Origin of the sequence: Paenibacillus protaetiae (genome assembly GCF_004135365.1) — a bacterium.
Classification (GTDB): domain Bacteria; phylum Bacillota; class Bacilli; order Paenibacillales; family Paenibacillaceae; genus Paenibacillus_AP; species Paenibacillus_AP protaetiae.
This window is the reverse complement of the sequence record NZ_CP035492.1, coordinates 368,090-386,051: the sequence shown is the minus strand read 5'-3', so window position 1 is coordinate 386,051 and position 17,962 is coordinate 368,090. Positions and strand designations below refer to the sequence as shown.

The window sequence follows — 17,962 nt, the reverse complement described above, 5'->3', positions numbered from 1 at the left end:
CATGTCCCCCTTAGAAGATCCGGTAGCCGGCATACCGGCTTGCAAGCTTGTTGGAGATGGCGATCAGGACGAAAGCGACCACCGATTTGAACAGCCCTACTGCCGTTGCAACGCCGTATTGCGCATCCAGCAGGCCGATCCGGTATACAAGCGTATCAATTATATCGCCGGTGCTGTATACCATCGGGCTATACAAATTGAATACCTGTTCAAATCCCGCATTCAGCACATTGCCCAAGCTGAGCACCGTCATTAACGTCACAATCGGCAATATACCGGGAAGCGTTACGTGAAGCACCTGCTTCCAGCGGCTGGCGCCGTCCATCGTAGCCGCTTCATACAAGCTTTGGTCAATGCCGGCCAGCGCCGCCAAATAAACGATTGTCCCGTAGCCAAAATGCTTCCATGTATCGGTAAGCACAAGCGTATACGGAAACCAGTTTTCATTGCCGAGAAAAAAAATCGGCTTGATGCCGAATAGACCTAAAATGTCGTTCACAATCCCGCCGGAGGGCGACAAAATATCAACCAAAATACCGCCGAGAATGACCCATGATAAAAAATAAGGGAAATAAATAATCGTTTGGATCGTCCGCTTGAAGAAAGCGCCTGCAATTTCGTTCAGCAGCAAGGCAAACAAGATCGGCACGATCAGGCTTGCGACAATTTTGAGCACCGCAATGTATACGGTGTTCCAGATTACGCTTGTGAAATTAGGCATTTCCAGCATATAGCGGAAGTTATCAAGCCCAATCCATTTGGAATGAAAAATGCCCTTTGCCGGTGAAAATTTTTGAAAAGCAATGACAATCCCCATAATGGGCACATAGCTGAACAGCAGTGTTATTAATATACCGGGAAGCAGCATCACGTGCAGAGGCCATTCCAGCAGCCTTTTTTTCCATTGCATAGGGACACCTCCGTTCCGTTTGTCGTTTGTGATTGAAAGAGAAAAGGAGGCGGTTAGCGGATGCTCTCCTCTTTCCACCTCCCTGTCGCCGGTTATTTGCTTTTTTCAGCCCATTCATTGGCTTCTTTTGTAATTTGATCGCCGCCAAGCTTTTTCCAATCCTGTACAAACTTATCGAACGTATCGATCGATTGGCCCATAATGATTTTGGTAATGACTTCTTCCTCCATCTTTTGCAGGGAAGACAGCTTATCGACCATCGTTGGCGTCAAGGAGCCGTAGAAGGCGTCAAATATATAGTTGTTGTCGTTTACATATTGATTGATTACGTCGAAGCTGCTTGGCGAACCAAACACCCGCTCCGTTCCCCAGTTGGCGCGGTCGCCGCCGCGGAAGTCAACCACTTTGTCGTAATACCCTTTCTCTTCTGTTGAAAGCTTGGAAGGATCGTTAGCTTGCAGCGCGCTCATCACGTTAAGATGGGCGTTCAAGTTTTTCTTGGCCGGTTCCGCGCTGATCAAGCTGTACAAGTAAACCGGAATATTGTTTTTGCTGTAGCCGAAACCGTTGTCGACCGCGTCCGGCTTAAAGCCTTCCATGCTGAAGTTAAGCAGCTTAATAATCGCTTCCGGGTGTTTGCTGTTTTTGCTGACGGCAAAATAGCGGGAAACCGGCATTTTACCGATTGGCGTTGCTGGCTGTGCATCCGCCGATACAAGCGGGAATGCTTTCCATTCCGCATTTGGATCTTTGTTGACATTTTCCTGAATGACCGACAGCGGCGCGGACATTGTGCCATAAAACATGCCAAGCTTGCCGCCGACAACCGATTCGGTTACTTTGGCACGGTCTTTAACGCCAAACTCTTTATCCAGCATCCCTTTTTTGTACATATCCTGCAGCTCCAGCAGCGCCGCTTTCATCTCCGGCTGAATGCTGCCGTACACCAGCTGGCCGGAAGCATCCTTCACCCATTTTTCCGGGTAGGCATGATAACCGGAGAAGAAGCCGGAGCCGCCGAACTGGCCGTCTGTCATAAACGTTTTCGTAAGGCCGATGCCAAAAGAGTCCGGTTTGCCGTTGCCGTCCGGGTCTTGCGTTGTAAACGCTTCCGCAATTTTGATCACATCATCCATCGTTTTTGGTTCAGGAAGGCCCAGCTTGTTCAGCCAGTCGGTGCGCACATATAGAATGGGCAAGCCGTCAACCGCCGAAGCCGTACTTGGAATCGCCATCAGCTTGCCGCCGATTTTGGCCGTGTTAAAGCTTGCTTCGTCCTGCAGCAAAATCTCCTTCGTAATCGGCGAAGCATATTTGTCGAACAGATCGGTCAAATCATACAGCATGTCATTGTCGGCGAGGTCGGTCAGCTGTTTGTTTTTCAGCCACATAATATCCGGCAGGTCGCCTGAAGCAATCGACACATTCAGCTTCTGGTCGAACTGCTCGACCGGCACTGTCCATTGGTATTTCAGCTTGATGCCCAGATCGCTTTCATACGCTTTCGTATAAATGTTGTTTTCAATCGTATCGCCGTTCTCATATTGGTAAGTCGACTCGGTGTAACGCCAGGCGGTTATGTCGACAGGCGGGTCGTATTTCGCCATCAAATCAGGTTCGGCGGAGCTTGGAGCGGCCGAAGCCTCGCTATTGCCAGACGGGCTGGCGGACGGATCGGCTTTATCTGTAGGATCAGCTCCGTTGTCCGAATTGCCGGAACTGCAGGCAGAAAGCATCATCATCGCAGCAAAGACGCCAATCGCCGCAGATTTCATTTTATTGGTTTGCTTCATATGAACCACCTCACTACGATTGATTTTTGCAGGGCCCCTATATATCTAATGGTAGTTGCCGGACAAAGGCGATTCAATATTCATGTGTTGACATTTGAATCAGCTGTTTACTTGTTAAGCGCCGATGTCCGGTATTCCTGCGGCGTCATATGCAGCAGCTTCCGGAACGAACGGGTAAAATTGGTCGCAGTGCCGTAACCGACCCTCTCCGCCACATCCTGAATTTTAATATCGGGCTGCTCGAGCAGCCTTTTAGCTTTTTGCATGCGGCATGAGGTGATATATTCGGACAGATTGACCCCTGTCATCTGCTTAAACAACCGGGATAAATAAGATGGATTGAAATAAACAAGCTCGGCCAGACGGACTAGCGACAGCTCATCGGGGTTATGCAAATGATCCTGGATATGCTTCTGAATAATGGTGATCACCGCATTAGCCCTGCGCTCCTCCTCCTGGTTTTGCATGTTGAACAATACTTCCCCGACATGCTCAAGGTATTCAAAAGCGGAATTCCAGCTGCCGTGCTCGCCGGGCTGCATCAGCTTATGCATGCTGATTTGGGCCGCCAGCGGCTCTACAAGCTGCCACCGGTTCATATAAGAGAAATAAATTAAGCCTACCGAATAATAAAATTGTTGCGCTTGCATATCATGCATGCCGGTAATGCGCTGAAGCGATTGGGCGCTCTCATGCAAATTCCGGTAAAATGCCTCGCGCTGCCCGTGCTCGAGCTGATCCGCAAGCATCGCCAGCCTGGATTGCCGAAGCATGTGCGGCGGTTGTTCTTTCGCTGTCCCGGACGGCTGCAAGCCGCTGTCCATCAGCTGCTTGTCCAGCAGCAGCATGCCGCAGCCGTGTCCGATGCGGTAATTCATCAGCATATTTAACGTCGCGAACCGCTCCGCAATATGCGGCCAGGCGGCAGGGCTGTCGTCCAGCACGAAGGAGACCGTCTCCCCGGCCGATTCCCGGCAGGCGGCCTGCACCAGCTCTACGCTTCCTTTTACAAAGGTTAACGCTCGCTCGAAGCTTTCCGCCTCTTCCTCCGCGCGGGGCTGGATCAGCCAGACGATATCCCTGTTCTCGTTCACTGCCGCAGTCATGCTCACATGCGAAGCCAAATACTGCTCGGCAATAAGCCGGATTGTATACAGCTGCTTCGACTTCTCCGAATACGGCTTGCTGCTGGCGGCAGTTCGGCCAAGCATGATGAGGACAGGTTTGTCTGCCCGCAGCGGAATTGAAAGCTCATTCAGCTGAGCCTGGTTGATCTCTTCTCTGTCCAGCTGTTCCTTCAGGACACGCAGCACATAATCATTTTGCAGCAGCCCCTGCATAGCAGCGAGCTGCTCCTGCGCCTTCTGCAGCAGCGACTCCGCCTTCAGCCCGGTTTCAATTTCCGCAACCGCCGCTTCCACCTTGCTTATAATTTTATCGTACCCTTCGGTTTTCAGCAGATAGCTGACCCCTTCATATTGAATCGCGGAATAGACGTATGAAAACTCGTTGAATCCGGTCAAAAAAATCACTTTGCATTCCGGCCATCTTTTGCGGATTTGCTCCAGCAGCTGCAGGCCGTCCATCTCCGGCATCCGGATATCGGTCAGCACAATATCAAACCTTGTCCGGTCAAACAGCTTGACCGCTTCCAGCCCGGAATACGCTTTGTACACATCAAGCTCCAAAGCGGCGGTATTTTGCAATATTTCACTTAGACCGTCGGCAATTATTGTTTCATCGTCTACAACAAGCAGCCTGAACATCGTTATTCGCCTCCTTCTCCGATATCAATCGTAATCGTGGCCCTTAATCCTCCCCATTCATTTTGTTCCACATCCAGTCCGCTGGTTCGTCCGTATTTGAGCCGGATGCGCTGGTGGATATTAAGCAGTCCGGTCATCTCCGCCCCTTCCGGATTCCTTAAGCTCCGCCGCAGCATATCCATGCTTCCGGCATCGAGCCGCTCCCCGTTATCCTCCATAGTAATGCGGATGAGGTTGTCCTCTTTATGGAACCGGATTTGCAACAAGCCGTTAGACGCTTTATGTTCCAGGCCATGCTCGAAAGCGTTTTCGATGACAGGCTGCAAAATAAGCCTCGGCACCATCACATGCCCCATTTGGGCGGGAAGCTCGCCGAAATCAATCCTCACCCGGTTGGAGAAACGCATCGCCTGAATATCGGCGTATACTTTGGCATGATGAGCTTCCCTTTCAAGCGGAACCTCATCGGCGCTGTTGCGGGTCACAAACTGGAAGTATTCGCCCAGCTGGCTGGAGAACAGCTCCAGATTGTCGTAATCGCCCAGCCTGGACATCGTGTTTAATATAAAAAAGCTGTTGTATAAAAAATGCGGATTGATTTGTGATTGCAGCTGTTTCAGTTCGGCTTTTTGCGCTAAAATTTGCTGCTTGTACACTTGGTCAATTAATGATTTCAAATTTTCCGCCATGGCGTTAAACCGGGTATACATATATTGGAATTCATCGTTATGCCTATGGCCGATCCGCACGTTAAAATCGCCGAACTCGACTTTGCGGAACGCCTTGACGAGCTTGTCCAGCGGCTTGTGGATATATTTGTACACATAAAGCGAATAAACGACGATAATGATGAAAGAAACTGCAGCCAGCATAATGAACCAGTTCCGGTATTTGTGCAGCGGTTCGAACACCGCGCTTTCCGGCACATATTTGCATAATACGGCGCCAAAATACGGCGAGGAAGTATAGACGGCCAAATACCGTTTGCCGCCGATAGACACCGATTGGACGTTATTTTTGCCCGTAATGCCGTTCATCCGGGCGGTCATTTTATTGTTCAAAGCTTTATCGCCGCTTGTCGCCACGACGAACTGCGGGCTTTTATAAATAATGCCTTCATCCGTTGTGTTCACCATCGTCCGCAGTTTATCGGACAGCTTGTCCTCCGCAATTTCGATTGCAATAATAAAGATGGGAACCCGGTGGCTGTTTGGCGTCGTAAACGGATAAACCGCGCTTAAGTACATGCTTCCGTCGACGTTCATTAACGGAGAATCCTCGTTAAACGGGAATTTCGACAGCACCTCGTATTGCTTCTGGTCGAAGGCTGAAATCGTAAGCGCCGATATCACTTTCTGAACAGCGGGAATATACGCGTACACATCTTTAATGTAGTTGCTGCTGTTGCGGATGGCGTTAAGCCGCTGCTGGAGCCGCAAAATGCTTTGCATTTTTTCAATGTCGGTTAATGAATCGGGAATCGCGCCAAGCCGGTTCAAATTGTCATCGCTTAACGCATCGTATTGCAAAATTTGAATCCGTTTAAAATCATCCTCCATCCCTGCAAAATATTGCGACACCTGTGAAGCCATCGACGCCGATATTTCATCATGCAGCGTACGGACACCCCAGTTGTAAATAATCATGCTCAGCAAATAAAGCGGCAAAAGGATGCAAATAAAAGAAAAAATAAGCCGGCGCAACGCGCTTTTTTTCCATGGATATTTTTTGAAAAACATAATGCCCCCTTTCCCGAAAGCCGCAGCCCCCGCCTGATTGACAGCGTTTACATGAATGACGTTATTATAATATGAGCCGTTTTCTTTTTTCCAGCAAAAAAAAGCCAGCCCTAAAGGCTGACCGCAACGCAGAACGCCCCCTGCCGCTTGCCGTCTGTGTATGGACGGGTCAATCAACAGGGGGATTTCCTATTCTTTTTACTAGTTTGATTCGGCAGCAAACGCCGCCGCCTTCATCTCCCAAATTTCCAATTTGGCGATCGTCATTTCGCTGTCCGCATGAAGCGCAATGCCGCTGCTGTCAGGCAAAGATGGATAGACTCTCGCTGTAAGGCAAGTTTCGTCATCGACGAATACTTCAATGATTGACTGATCCGCGAATATCCGCACCTTGATGGGGTCATCGTTTGCGCCAGCCGGTAATTTTCCTTGTACCGGAGATATATGCACGCCGGGAAACAGGCTCGAACGGGAACGGTCAATCGTAATCGTATTATCCGCCGGACACAAGCGGACATCCGTGCTTTCCCGCCCGCATTCCGAAACAAATAAAGAGATAATCCATTCGCCCCCGGCACGCCGGCCAGCTTCCGCCACGCATTCAAAAGCCGTCAAGCGCACGCCTGTATGCACTGGCGCCTGTCCGATCGCCAAATCTGTAAAGCGGCAGCATTCTCCTCTAAGCGCCTCTATTTCCGGGATGGGCGCCATTGACAGAACGCCGCTTGGCTTCAGGTCCACAATCCGCGGCAGCGCAAGCGCTCCAGCCCAATCCATTGCTTCAGGGAAGCGGCTGCCCCTGCTTCCTTCCGGAACCCAGCCGAGCAGTATACGCCGGTCTGCCTCATCGACAAAGCCGGTCGAGGCGTAATAGCCCTCCCACCCGCCGTAGTCGGCCGTGCCGCGATGAACAATGTCCGTTAACCGGTCATTGCGGATCGTACCGGAGATGTAACGGACCGGACCGCTTGGCGAGTAGAACAAGACGGCTTGATCGCCGAACCGGAACAGATGCGGGCATTCCCAGATGGACTCTTCACCGCGGTACAATATGCCCCTGAAAGTCCAATGCTCCAAATCATCAGATTGGTAAATCATGCCGCATCCACTGCCGCCTTCAGTGCCGCCAAGCAGCATGCGCCAGCCATCCTGCTCTTTCCAGACATACGGATCTCTCCACTCCGTAACGTTCATGTCCCCGTGCAGATCGCTGGTCAGCACGGGATTGTGCTCCGCCTTGCGCCAATTGCGCAAATCTTTGCCCCGAGCCATCCATTGCTGCGCGCCGGCGACCGGATTCCGGTCGCCTTCGCCGATGCTCGTGTAAAAGAGCGTCACCTCGCCGCCGCTTACAACGGAGCATCCGGAGAAGCAATGATGTTCGCCCAGCTCGCGTGAAGGAGACAGCGCTGCCGGCAGATGCGTCCAATTCACCAGATCAGCGCTTTTGGCATGCCCCCAGTGGATGTCGCCCCATTCAGGGGCGGCCGGATTATGCTGGTAGAACAAATGGTATTCGCCTTTCCATTGAAACGGCCCATTCGGGTCGTTCATCCAGTTGCTTGGCGCTGTAAAGTGATATATTGGTCTGTAACGGTCCATCTCATCACTCCCGCTTTACCTTATTTCAAGATGCGAATCTGCACGCCTTCGGCATGATGGCTATAACGAACAAGCAGCGTATTCGACCTTGCATCCCACACATACGGAATATCCGATTCCTGATTCAACACGCGCAGCTTGACGCCCGCCGGCTCGGCCGTACAACGGATTCGCATCGCAGCCCTCACGCCGCCCGGACCAAAAGCTGTAAAACGGACATGATCCTGCTCCTCCGCAAAACCTTCGATTCTGGAGGAAGCCGCTATTATTTCGCAGCGGCCTGAGGGACGGTAATCCAAATCATACAAGAATGCCTGCTCTTCCGGATGGACGTCGAATTCGGACCGAACAGCCAGCTCCGGATGCAGAAGGTCCACATACCGGCCGGAGAGCTTAAGCGGCCCGGAATGAACCGACTCCTTCAGAACCGCGGCCACCACGTACGGCCCTCTGCGGATCATGAAATAATTCGAAGCGTCCCAGTGCAATTGAGGGTCGTTCAAGCTGTCCATCGCCTGCCGGACCGCGCTTCGAAGCTGATCGGCGCCTTCTTTGCTTTCAGCCAACTGCTCGGGATGAACGGCCAAATAAACGACTGCGCCTTGGCCCGCGCGAGCCATGCCTTCCGGCATCCGGGGATCCAGTCCCATACTTTCGAACAAATGCTCACGCGGCGTGCGGTAATGCCTTTTCCCTTGATTCCACCATTCTCTGACTTCATGGTACGGGTCGCTGTCATCACCGACATACACCAAAGCTCCGCCGGCTCTGACCCATTGCGCAAGCGCATGATGAATATCCGGATATTCCGGTTTCATAAATTCATAACTCAATAGCAGGACCGAGTAGTCGTCCAAATAACCCGGGAATCGCCGGATATTATCCAGCTGCACCGGACGGACGGCCAGCCCATGCTTAACTAACGGCAGCGTCAAGCCGTAAAAGGAAGAGAATTGAAGCAGCTTGATCGCCGCTTCGTCCGACAGTTCCACCTCATTGGTGCCGTCGTATTTCATCATAAATCCGGCAGTTTGAGCGCCGGGCGATTTGCGCTGAAACATAGCGGAGTCTGCCAGCAGCACACCGACCTTGGCGCTGTTTCCCATAATTTCCACATCCGGCTGGTCCATATTGGACAAGGTGTGCATAACCGTAAGCAGGACAGTGGCATAGTCTGCCGGAATCCCTTCCTTGCCGTTTCCGTCCTCTGCAGGGTATTCGCCTTCGAACACCCGCCGCGGCCAAGGCGAAACTTCATAACGCGCTACGCCCGGATGCAGCAGCGACGCGGCCAGCGTCTTGATGTAATTCGAGCGGTAATCGCTCCACGTATGTTTCGGATCGTCTTCAATCGGATCATGCAAAAACCACATGCGGCGCTCCGTGCCGCGGACCAGCTCCTGCATAATGCCGTATTCGAGAAAAGCCGTCTCGAATGTCCGCTCCGCGCGGACGCCTTCATACACATTTGCGGTGCGGGACGTTCCCGTCCATATTTGAGCGATATAGCCATTAATAGCCGGAATATCTAACAGCCGCGACTCAGGGCTGATAATCCGCCATTGCGTGTAATTGATCAAGCTGTGGGTCGGCACATAAAAGCGCAGCGGCCGTCCGTACTGGACCAGCGAATATTCCTTCAGCGCAGAACAGAGATGATCCAGGCATCGGGTGTATAAATACGCCTTCAGCTTGGAAGCGCGGTACTGGGCGTCAGCCGACCCGTCCGGGTCCTGCCACGGTTCGTTATAATAATTTTGCCACTCCCGCTTAAACGCTTCGGAATATCCGGCTTCCACCCAAAATTCCGGTTCCTCCAAATGGATAGCGTCCACACCTGCATCAACTGCCGGCCGGATCTTCCGGGTTAAATAATTGGCGTAAGCAATTGTCGGCACCATGTAAGGAACATCTTGCGAGGTGCCGTGAATAACCGTCTCGCCGCTCTGGTAGGTTTGCGCCTCGTCCCAATGCTCGCGCCCGTCGAATTGCCCGTTCAAATAATCCTGATAACCGCCCCAGGATACGCCCGTCATCAAATGAACCCGGTACCCCCGCTCCGCCCATTGCCGGATCCGCTCCGGCATGGACGGGCCGATTCCGTATACCATTACAAAGTCGGTCTGGAGATCATATTTCTCCCCATATCCGCTTCCTTCCTGAAATCCGGTCCGCTCCTGCTCCCGATTCGAATTCACCGCCTGCAGCTCCTTTCCGTCTGTCGCTCTACTTGGCGAATGCCACGCTGAACGTTTTGATCTCAAATGGCGTAAAGGCCACTTCTACTTCCGAAGCTTGCGGCTGAAGCCGCTGGAGCGGCTCTTCCATCAGATTCGTCTCTTCTATAAAGGCGCATGGAAGGCCAAATGTCAGTTTAGTCCGGGCATAAGTGCCCCCCGTTTCATACAGCCGGAATAAGAGACGATCGCTGTCCTCCGCTTTTTTTACCGTTTCGAGAATAACAAGCGGATGATCGACCGTTATCAGCTGAACCGGACGATGGCGGCGATTTTCGTCCGCTCGTCCTTTCACTACAGTAAGCGGAACGTTCAGCTCATACCCTTTCCGCGACACTCCGGCGTCAATAGGATTGCCTTTATGCGGAAAAAGCGCGTAAGTAAAGCTGTGAAGCGCGCGGTCGGCCTCTGGATCGGGATAATGCGGGCTCCGCAGCAAATTCAGATCGATCACATGCCCTTGAACGCTATGCCCGTATTTGCTGTCATTCAGCAAAGCAACGCCATAATCATGCTGGGATAAATCAATGTAATGATGAGAGCAAATTTCATCCTTCGCGAACTCCAGTCCGGTATTTCGGGTCGTCGGCCGTTTAATGAAGCCGAATTGAATATCGCAATACGCTTCGTCGGCAAAGACGTTGACCGGGAAAGCTGCCCGCAGCATTTTGCCGGATTCTTTCCAGTCGGCAACAGTTTCAAACCGGACCATGTTTTCTCCGGCGGACAACATTACTTTTTGGCTCAGCGACGACTCGCCGAACTGGAACGTCTGCTCCAGAACCGCATGCGGGCCTTCCATGTAAAACTTACAATCGGCCAGCTTCATCGTACCGGCCAGCCGCTCCCGGTAATCGTGCGGGAAATCCCAGGCATCGCCGTCATCGTAATAGATGGAGAACACATTTGCAGCTTCTCCGGGATAGACGGCTTCTCTTTCCAGTATTTTGTCATACATTGAGACGAGATGGCCATCTTCATTAAATCGCAGAAGAAGCCTATCGTTCTCCAGCTGCCGCTCGCTGGCCGACAATCCTTCCGCCGGCAACGGCCGGACCGCTTCCCGAAGGGAAACACTTCCCATCGCCGGAACGACAACGCGGTACCAGTCTTCGTCCTGCTTGATCCACTCTTCCCGCTCCCAGGACAAGGAATTGAATACAGCCGTTTCTCCCGCCCAGCCCATTAAACCTGCAAGCCGCTCATAAGCATCCTTGGTCATGGCAGTGACTTCTTCATATAAAGCGGAATAACGCTGTAAAGATTCGTCGTATACTCTTGCAATCGAAGAGCCCGGCAAAATATCGTGGAATTGATAGAGCAATACTTCTTTCCATATCTGCTCCAGCTTCTCGGCCGGATAAGGAACGTTATCCAGCTCCCATAGCAAGGATGATACGTATTCCAGCTCCCGCAGCCCTTTTTCCATTTTTCGGTTATACCATTTATTCCGCCCTTGCGTAGTCAGCGTGCCTTGGTGCTTCTCCAGATAAAGCTCGCCTTTAAATGTTTTGAATCGTCCTGCTTCCCGTTCCAGCTTGCGGAAAAATGCGATCGAACTTTCCTGGACGACCGGAGGAAGCCCGGACAAGTTTTTCTCCCGCTCCAGCCGCTCCAGATGCTCTTCGCCCGGGCCGCCGCCTCCGTCGCCGATCCCAAACAGCATAAGCGCATGGCTGGATACGTTCCGGTCCAAATATTGGTTTTCGATTTTGACCAGCGAACGGGGCGATGCAGGACTGTTATACGTATCTTCCGGCGGAAGATGGGTCAGCACCCGCGTCCCGTCAATCCCTTCCCAGAAGAAACTGTGATGGGGATGCGTGTTGTAGACGCTCCAGGACAACTTCTGTGTCATCATATAATCGACGCCGGATTTTTTCAGCAGCTGCGGAAGGCTTCCGCTGTAGCCAAATACATCCGGCAGCCAAAGCACCTTCATCTCCTTGCCGAACTCTTCCTGAAAAAACCGCTTCCCGTACAAAATTTGCCGGATAAGCGCTTCGCCTCCGGATATGTTCGTATCCGGCTCTACCCACATTGCGCCTTGCGCTTCCCAGCGGCCTTCTTGGACCCGTTCCTTAATTTGTCCGTACAGCTCCGGGTACCGCTCCTTTATCCATTGATACAGCTGAGGCTGGCTTGCGCCAAATACGTAATCCGGATAGTTCTCCATATTGCGCAGCGCCGTAGCGAAAGTGCGCGCTCCTTTGCGGACCGTCTCGCGGATCGGCCACAGCCAGGCCAGATCGATATGGGCATGGCCGACCGCACTCACTTCCAGCACCGGATCGCCGCCTTTACGCGCCAGCTCCCGCTGCAGCATTACCGATGCTTTGCTCACCGACTCCGGATTCAAATCCGCCAGAACAAGCGAAGCCTCGTACAGCGTTTGCATAACCTGCGCCTTGCGCGCGCCTGTATCCGGCAGCTGCTCCGCCAGCTCGGACAATACTTCCCAATCATAATACAAACGTCTGCAGCTTTCGTCACAGACCGCTATATTCGCTTCCTTAATGGTGCCGCCCTGGAAATTGCCGAATAAATCGTTGCAAGCTCCGTCAGCCCATAGATCGATGATTTCTCCGCCATCCGCACAGCCGGTAACTTCTACAACCCTTTTGCCCGGCATGCCCAGCGTATAATCAAACGTTGAATTTTTTGTCGTAAGCCCCCGGCAAGGAACACCTTGACCGTCAACGACACAGATTTCCCCATGAATGTCCAATAACAGGACGACCTTCTTTCCCGCGGCTGTCGCAGGCACTTTTCCTTCAAAATGGAACCATGCGCATTCCCATAATTCCGCCCATTTGTCCCCGGCCCGCAAGCTGCCGAGCGGACGGCCGTTCATTCTGTCTGCAAAAGATACCGGCTCCTTCGTTACCCAGGCATGAACCGTCAGCTCTCCGACCGGCTCGTATATTGCGCCGCGCAAGCGGGAAAGAACAGCTTTTACCTTATCCAGCTTGATTGTATTAGCCTCGTATGGCATCCAAACTCCCCCATCTGCTTCGGAAAGAAGAGAGAGCGGATTGCTCTGCTCCCTCTTTCCGGTTCTATCGTTATTTTGTAATCGCTTCCGCTTTCTTCTGCGCATCATCCATAATGGCTTGAATATCGCCTTTGGTCATCAGTGATTTGACGACAGCGTCTCCGAATACTTGCCAAGCTTTCGTGTTGTCCTTCGCAAAGGTAGGAAGCCCTTGCACGTTGCCGGACATTGCCAAGTAATGGGTGTACAGGTCAGGATGTTTTGTTTTATAATCATCCGATTCGGCGATTTTCTTCAGAACAGGCGAACGAACGTTAGAGTCAGCGATCAGCTGCTGAATGTCGTCGCTGAACATGGCGCGGATATATTCGAAAGCCGCTTCCTTGTTTTTGGAATCCTTTGGTACCGAAGTGAACGCGGCGCCGATCGTAATATCCCCCGGTTTTCCGTTTGGAGACAGCGGAATCGAAGCCATGCCGACATCAATGTTTTTATCCTTGGACTGCTGAGCCATCCACGGGCCGTCGATGATGTAGCCAAGCTGCCCTTTATACCATGCGTCGAAATAAGCGCCTTCGCTTGTGTTCACCATCAGTCCGGCCGGATGCTCGGCGTTCAGCTGGCGAAGGTATGATATCGTTTCCACGTTTTGCGGGCTGTTGAAGGCCGGCTGGCCGTCAACGGCGAAATTGCCCCCGTTAATCATCATAAGAGCGCCAAAACGAAGGTATCCGCCAAAGTTGGCTCCTGCATATACGCCGCCGCCATAAAACTTCCCTTTGCCCGCAGCGGTTACTTTTTGAATATGATCCAGCAGTTCAGCCCAAGTCGTTGGCGCTTTGTCGGGGTCAAGGCCAGCCTGTTTAACCAGGTCCTTATTCCAGAACAAGCTGCTTACGCCTGGCTGAGCGGCAAAGCCGTAAATTTTGCCGTCGATTTCCATTGGTTTCCATGCCGCATCCGCTACGTTCTGGCGAATTTCATTGGCCAGATCGTCCGGGAACGGTTCCAGCAATCCTTGCTGGGCAAAACCCGGCATCTGGGTTTCCCCGACGATAATGTCCGGGATATTTTTGGCGAGAAATCCTGCCGTTTGTTTCTGAACAAGCGGTTCGCCCCATCCCCAGTCCTGCATCTCGACATTGATGTTTTTTTCTTTCAGCTTGTTGTACATGATATTTTGGTACAAGTATGGAAAAGATTCTACGTCAAATGCATTGCCGGGCGTATAAGACATATCCACGCTCTTGCCTGCCAATTCTTTCTTTTTAGCTTCAAGCAATTCGTCCAGCTTGCCTGCCCCTACCGAAGTTGCGCCTTCCGTCAGCACCGTAATCGACACTGGCTGCCCGGACGTATCCGAAGGTGCCGGCGTTGCCGAGCTTGTTGTGTCTGCGGATGCCGAAGGCGTCGGGCTGGAACTTTCATTGGAATTGGAAGCCGAATTGGAATTTCCGCCGCTGCAAGCTGCCAGACTCGATGCGATCAGAGCCATTGCCATGCAAACAGCCATCGTACGCTTCTTCATGATAACCCCTCCATCAGATTGGTTAATGCGCTTTCATAACAAAACATATCACACATAATATTTGTATTCAATATGGTTTATATATGTCATTTAAACTTTTTAACCTTTAATGCCTGTATTCGCCAACCCTTGAACGATATATTTCTGCAGGAAAAAGAAAATAAGGAGTGCAGGAATCGTTGTGCCAAGGCCAAGGGTAATGATCAGCGGATAGTTAGGCGTGCCTGTAGCGCCTGTAGCTGCCGAAGAAAGCCGCGCAATAGCGGAAGGCAGCGTCTGTAGATGATCGCTGTTCGTATAGAAGAAAGGAGTTGCAAAGTCGTTCCATGTTCCAAGCGCCGTCGTAATGCCGATGTACGCCATGATGGGCAGCTGCAGCGGAAATAAAATGCCGAAAATAATGCGAAGCGTACCGGCTCCATCCACTTTGGCGGCTTCGTCCAGCTCGATTGGAACCTTCTCGATAGATTGTTTGACAAGAAAGGTCCCCATAATATTGATGGCGGGCCCGCCCAGAAAGTACACCCACCACGTATCCAGAAGTCCGGAACCGCCGGTAAAAATATGGTTGCCTCCCGCAAACGGCCAGCGCGCCAGCTGCAGGTAAGTTGGAATGAGCGCAATTGTGCCCGGGATCATCTGGGTGGCAAGCAGCGCAAGAAACAAAACGTCGCGGCCTTTAAACCGCAGCCGTGCAAAGGCGTATCCGCCAAGAAAAGACGTCAGTATGGCAAAAAAAGTGCTAAAAATGGTACGGATTACGGAGTTGCGGAAGTACATCTGGATTGAGGAGTCGGCCGATCCGAACAGAAGCATTTTGTAGTTATTCAGCGTTGCTTCCTCAGGAATGGGAAAGAAGCCGATAATTCTGCTGGAGAACTCATCTCTCGTAAAGAAACCGCTCATAACCATAAAGACTAGCGGGTAAAGCAGCAAAAATCCGAAACCTGCCAGCACAAGATGCGCAAGCAGATGATTGGCGTTCCGTTTACGGGGACGTTTGGCGGAAGCGGATACAGAAGTCACGTTTCATTCCCCACTTTCTTTGACTTAATCGGAATCGTTGTACGCCGGTCGTCCTGTATTGATCTGCGGTAAAACAAAGTGGTAGCGGCAAATACAATAACCGCCATAATAAGCGATGAAGCGCCCGCCATGCCCAGATTAAAATCCCAGAAGGCGTCTTTATAAATCCGATACACAAGCACTTCCGTTTTGCCGTAAGGGCCGCCGCCTGTAATAAACATAACCTGCTCATAGATTTGAATGGCTGCGATGAGGCTCGTAATGACAATATAGGTTGCGATCGGCTTCAAGCCCGGGATCGTCACATATTTCAGCTTCCCCCACCGGCCGGCGCCGTCGATTTCCGCCGCTTCATACAACGTAACATCAATGGACTGCAAGCCGGCCAGCCAGATGAGCGCTGCTCCGCCAACCCCTTTCCAGATGGAATAGATGACAATCCAGAACACGCTCCATCCGATGGAAAACTGCCACAATATCGGTTCCATATTCAGCGATTTAAGAAAATTGTTAATAACCCCGTTGGTCGGGTCGAGGAAAAAATTAAAAATTTGGGTGGTTGCAACTGTTGACGTTACCGCCGGAATATACCAGATCGAACGGTATACCCCTTTGCCGAACAGCGGCAAATTCATGAGGAGAGCCGCGCCGAATCCAGCCAGAAGCGTCGTAACTGCAACAAGCGCTCCCATCCAGACCGACCGCCACAACGCGTCATAATACATCGGATCATGAAAAAAACGGATAAAGTTATCAAACCAGATGAATTTCGGATGGGCTTGAATGCCTACCCAGTCCAAAAAGCCTAGCCCGAAACCAAATAAAGTCGGAAACCCGCTGACCACAAGCCACCAGAAAATCATCGGGCCTAAAATTACAATGGCAGTCAACGTATCCCGCTTGCGCACAAGAAAGCGCTTAACTTTTGTTTGTTTTGGAACGATTTGTTCCATCGTCTCCTCCTCCTATCGTTTTCAAGTCCTTATTGCATTATAGTGTATATTTAATATATATAATATTGGTTGAGTAGTCAATGTGTCTTTTTTCCCCATAAAAAAAGACACTCTTGAACCGATCAAAAGTGTCTTCCAACCCTCAAAACATATCCTTAAACAAACTTATACCTGCATGTACGGCACTCCGGTTGATGAACGGACTACAATTTCCGGCTGAAGCACGACTTTGCTGTACTTGGCCGGTTTCTCGCCGTTTTTGAGCAGATTCACCAATATATTAGCCGCTTCCATCCCCATGCGGTGTTCCGATTGGGATATATGCGTGTAAGTTCCAAACTCGTCATAACCGGAAGAGGGATCATCGAAGGTCAGAATGGAGATGTCTTCCGGAACCTTAAGCCCGATTTGCTTAGCTATATTGGAAATATAGACGCCCAGCCGGGCATTGAGGGTAATGTACGCGGTCGCCATCCGGTTCCATATGAACCGGTACAGGGGATGGCTTTCATTAATGGCGGAATAATCAACTTGGAAATCCGTCAATATCATAGCGGAATTAATCATGGCTCCGTGTTCCTTTAACGCCTCCAAGTAGCCGTTGATCCTGTCGCTGACCGTAATGGTCGGCAGAGGCGAATCCGAGCAGATGGCGATATCCCTATGCCCCAGATCCCATAAGTAATTGAGCGCCAGCCTAGCGCCGTGCAAGCCGTCGGTATATACAAAGTTGGTATCGACCCCTGCCAAATAACGGTCGATGAGCACAAAAGGGTAATTGGACATTTTCAGCGATAAAATTTCCTCATTGTACGTCTCGGCGTCGCAAGGGAAAATAATCAGTCCTGATGTCCCGCTGGCCAAGCATTCCCGAATCAAATCTTTTTCCGTTTCAATGGAGTTGTTGCTTACTGCGATATATAGATAATAACCCGCTTTTTTTAAAACTTCATTGATGCCGGAAATAAGGCGCAACGCAAAAAAATCTCCGATCGTCGGTATGATGAGGCAAATCGTCCGGCTGTTTCTTCCCTCGCCCCGCTGCTGCAGCCCGGCAGGCAGGTCATTCGATAAATGCGGATATTCGGCGTGCATCCGTTCATCCGGCTGATTTGATAACGCCGCATCCGCCCTCGCAGCTCTTGCGCTTGCATTCTCGCTTACGAAGCTGCCCCTGCCGGGAATCCGGTAGATCCATCCTTCCTTGGCAAGCTGCACAAGCGCATTGGCTACTGTTATCCGGCTGACGCCAAACTGCTCCATCAGTTCCTTCTCGGAAGGGATTTTATCGTTCGCTTTCAGCTCCTGCGCGGCGATCTGTTCTTTGAAATAATCCTGTATCTGCATATACAGCGGCTGCCTGTCGTGGTTCATCATTATTTCCACCTCTTATCCAGTTGATTGCTATAAAGA

11 protein-coding genes are annotated in these 17,962 nt (G+C 51.4%); all 11 read right to left on the bottom strand.

All coding sequences use genetic code 11. The features are described from left to right. Window positions 1-10 precede the first annotated feature (10 nt). The 11 genes from ET464_RS01570 to ET464_RS01520 all read right to left on the bottom strand — a co-directional run bounded on the left by ET464_RS01570 (window position 11) and on the right by ET464_RS01520 (window position 17,926). The gene (locus tag ET464_RS01570; protein WP_129437661.1) at window positions 11-910 is read right to left on the bottom strand and encodes an ABC transporter permease; all 900 of its coding nucleotides are present in this window, start codon (window positions 908-910) and stop codon (window positions 11-13) included. Window positions 911-1,002: 92 nt separating this feature from the next. Beyond that, the gene (locus ET464_RS01565) at window positions 1,003-2,703 is read right to left on the bottom strand and encodes an extracellular solute-binding protein (protein WP_129437659.1); all 1,701 of its coding nucleotides are present in this window, start codon (window positions 2,701-2,703) and stop codon (window positions 1,003-1,005) included. Between the two features lie 107 nt (window positions 2,704-2,810). After that, window positions 2,811-4,469, bottom strand: a complete 1,659-nt coding sequence (locus tag ET464_RS01560) for a response regulator (protein ID WP_129437657.1) — start codon at window positions 4,467-4,469, stop codon at window positions 2,811-2,813. A 2-nt stretch (window positions 4,470-4,471) separates the two neighbouring features. Continuing rightward, the gene (locus tag ET464_RS01555; protein WP_129437655.1) at window positions 4,472-6,208 is read right to left on the bottom strand and encodes a sensor histidine kinase; all 1,737 of its coding nucleotides are present in this window, start codon (window positions 6,206-6,208) and stop codon (window positions 4,472-4,474) included. A gap of 201 nt (window positions 6,209-6,409) precedes the next feature. Further along, a complete protein-coding gene (locus ET464_RS01550) occupies window positions 6,410-7,810 on the bottom strand; it encodes a glycoside hydrolase family 32 protein (protein WP_129437653.1) in 1,401 nt (466 codons plus the stop codon). A gap of 20 nt (window positions 7,811-7,830) precedes the next feature. After that, window positions 7,831-10,008 (bottom strand): hypothetical protein, encoded by a 2,178-nt coding sequence (locus ET464_RS01545; protein ID WP_129437651.1) that lies wholly within the window; start codon window positions 10,006-10,008, stop codon window positions 7,831-7,833. Window positions 10,009-10,036: 28 nt separating this feature from the next. Continuing rightward, window positions 10,037-13,042, bottom strand: coding sequence for an alpha-mannosidase (locus ET464_RS01540; RefSeq protein ID WP_129437649.1), 3,006 nt, complete (start codon window positions 13,040-13,042; stop codon window positions 10,037-10,039). 70 nt (window positions 13,043-13,112) lie between these two features. Further along, window positions 13,113-14,570, bottom strand: a complete 1,458-nt coding sequence (locus ET464_RS01535; RefSeq protein ID WP_244226623.1) for an extracellular solute-binding protein — start codon at window positions 14,568-14,570, stop codon at window positions 13,113-13,115. A 99-nt stretch (window positions 14,571-14,669) separates the two neighbouring features. Then, window positions 14,670-15,596: a carbohydrate ABC transporter permease gene (locus ET464_RS01530; protein ID WP_244226622.1), complete on the bottom strand. Its 927-nt coding sequence runs from the start codon at window positions 15,594-15,596 to the stop codon at window positions 14,670-14,672. Further along, window positions 15,593-16,549 carry a carbohydrate ABC transporter permease gene (locus ET464_RS01525; RefSeq protein WP_129437647.1) on the bottom strand — a complete coding sequence of 319 codons (957 nt, stop codon included), beginning with the start codon at window positions 16,547-16,549 and terminating at the stop codon, window positions 15,593-15,595. The genes ET464_RS01530 and ET464_RS01525 overlap by 4 nt, the downstream gene beginning before the upstream one ends. 165 nt (window positions 16,550-16,714) lie before the next feature. Further along, complete coding sequence (locus tag ET464_RS01520) at window positions 16,715-17,926, bottom strand: GntR family transcriptional regulator (RefSeq protein WP_129437645.1); 1,212 nt, start codon at window positions 17,924-17,926, stop codon at window positions 16,715-16,717. Window positions 17,927-17,962: the final 36 nt, after the last annotated feature.

Coding starts and splice junctions, on each gene's coding strand:
- ET464_RS01570 (WP_129437661.1), bottom strand. CDS start 910: ATGCAATGGAAAAAAAGGCTGCTGGAATGGCCTCTGCACGTGATGCTG.
- ET464_RS01565 (WP_129437659.1), bottom strand. CDS start 2,703: ATGAAGCAAACCAATAAAATGAAATCTGCGGCGATTGGCGTCTTTGCT.
- ET464_RS01560 (WP_129437657.1), bottom strand. CDS start 4,469: ATGTTCAGGCTGCTTGTTGTAGACGATGAAACAATAATTGCCGACGGT.
- ET464_RS01555 (WP_129437655.1), bottom strand. CDS start 6,208: ATGTTTTTCAAAAAATATCCATGGAAAAAAAGCGCGTTGCGCCGGCTT.
- ET464_RS01550 (WP_129437653.1), bottom strand. CDS start 7,810: ATGGACCGTTACAGACCAATATATCACTTTACAGCGCCAAGCAACTGG.
- ET464_RS01540 (WP_129437649.1), bottom strand. CDS start 13,042: ATGCCATACGAGGCTAATACAATCAAGCTGGATAAGGTAAAAGCTGTT.
- ET464_RS01535 (WP_244226623.1), bottom strand. CDS start 14,570: ATGAAGAAGCGTACGATGGCTGTTTGCATGGCAATGGCTCTGATCGCA.
- ET464_RS01525 (WP_129437647.1), bottom strand. CDS start 16,549: ATGGAACAAATCGTTCCAAAACAAACAAAAGTTAAGCGCTTTCTTGTG.
- ET464_RS01520 (WP_129437645.1), bottom strand. CDS start 17,926: ATGATGAACCACGACAGGCAGCCGCTGTATATGCAGATACAGGATTAT.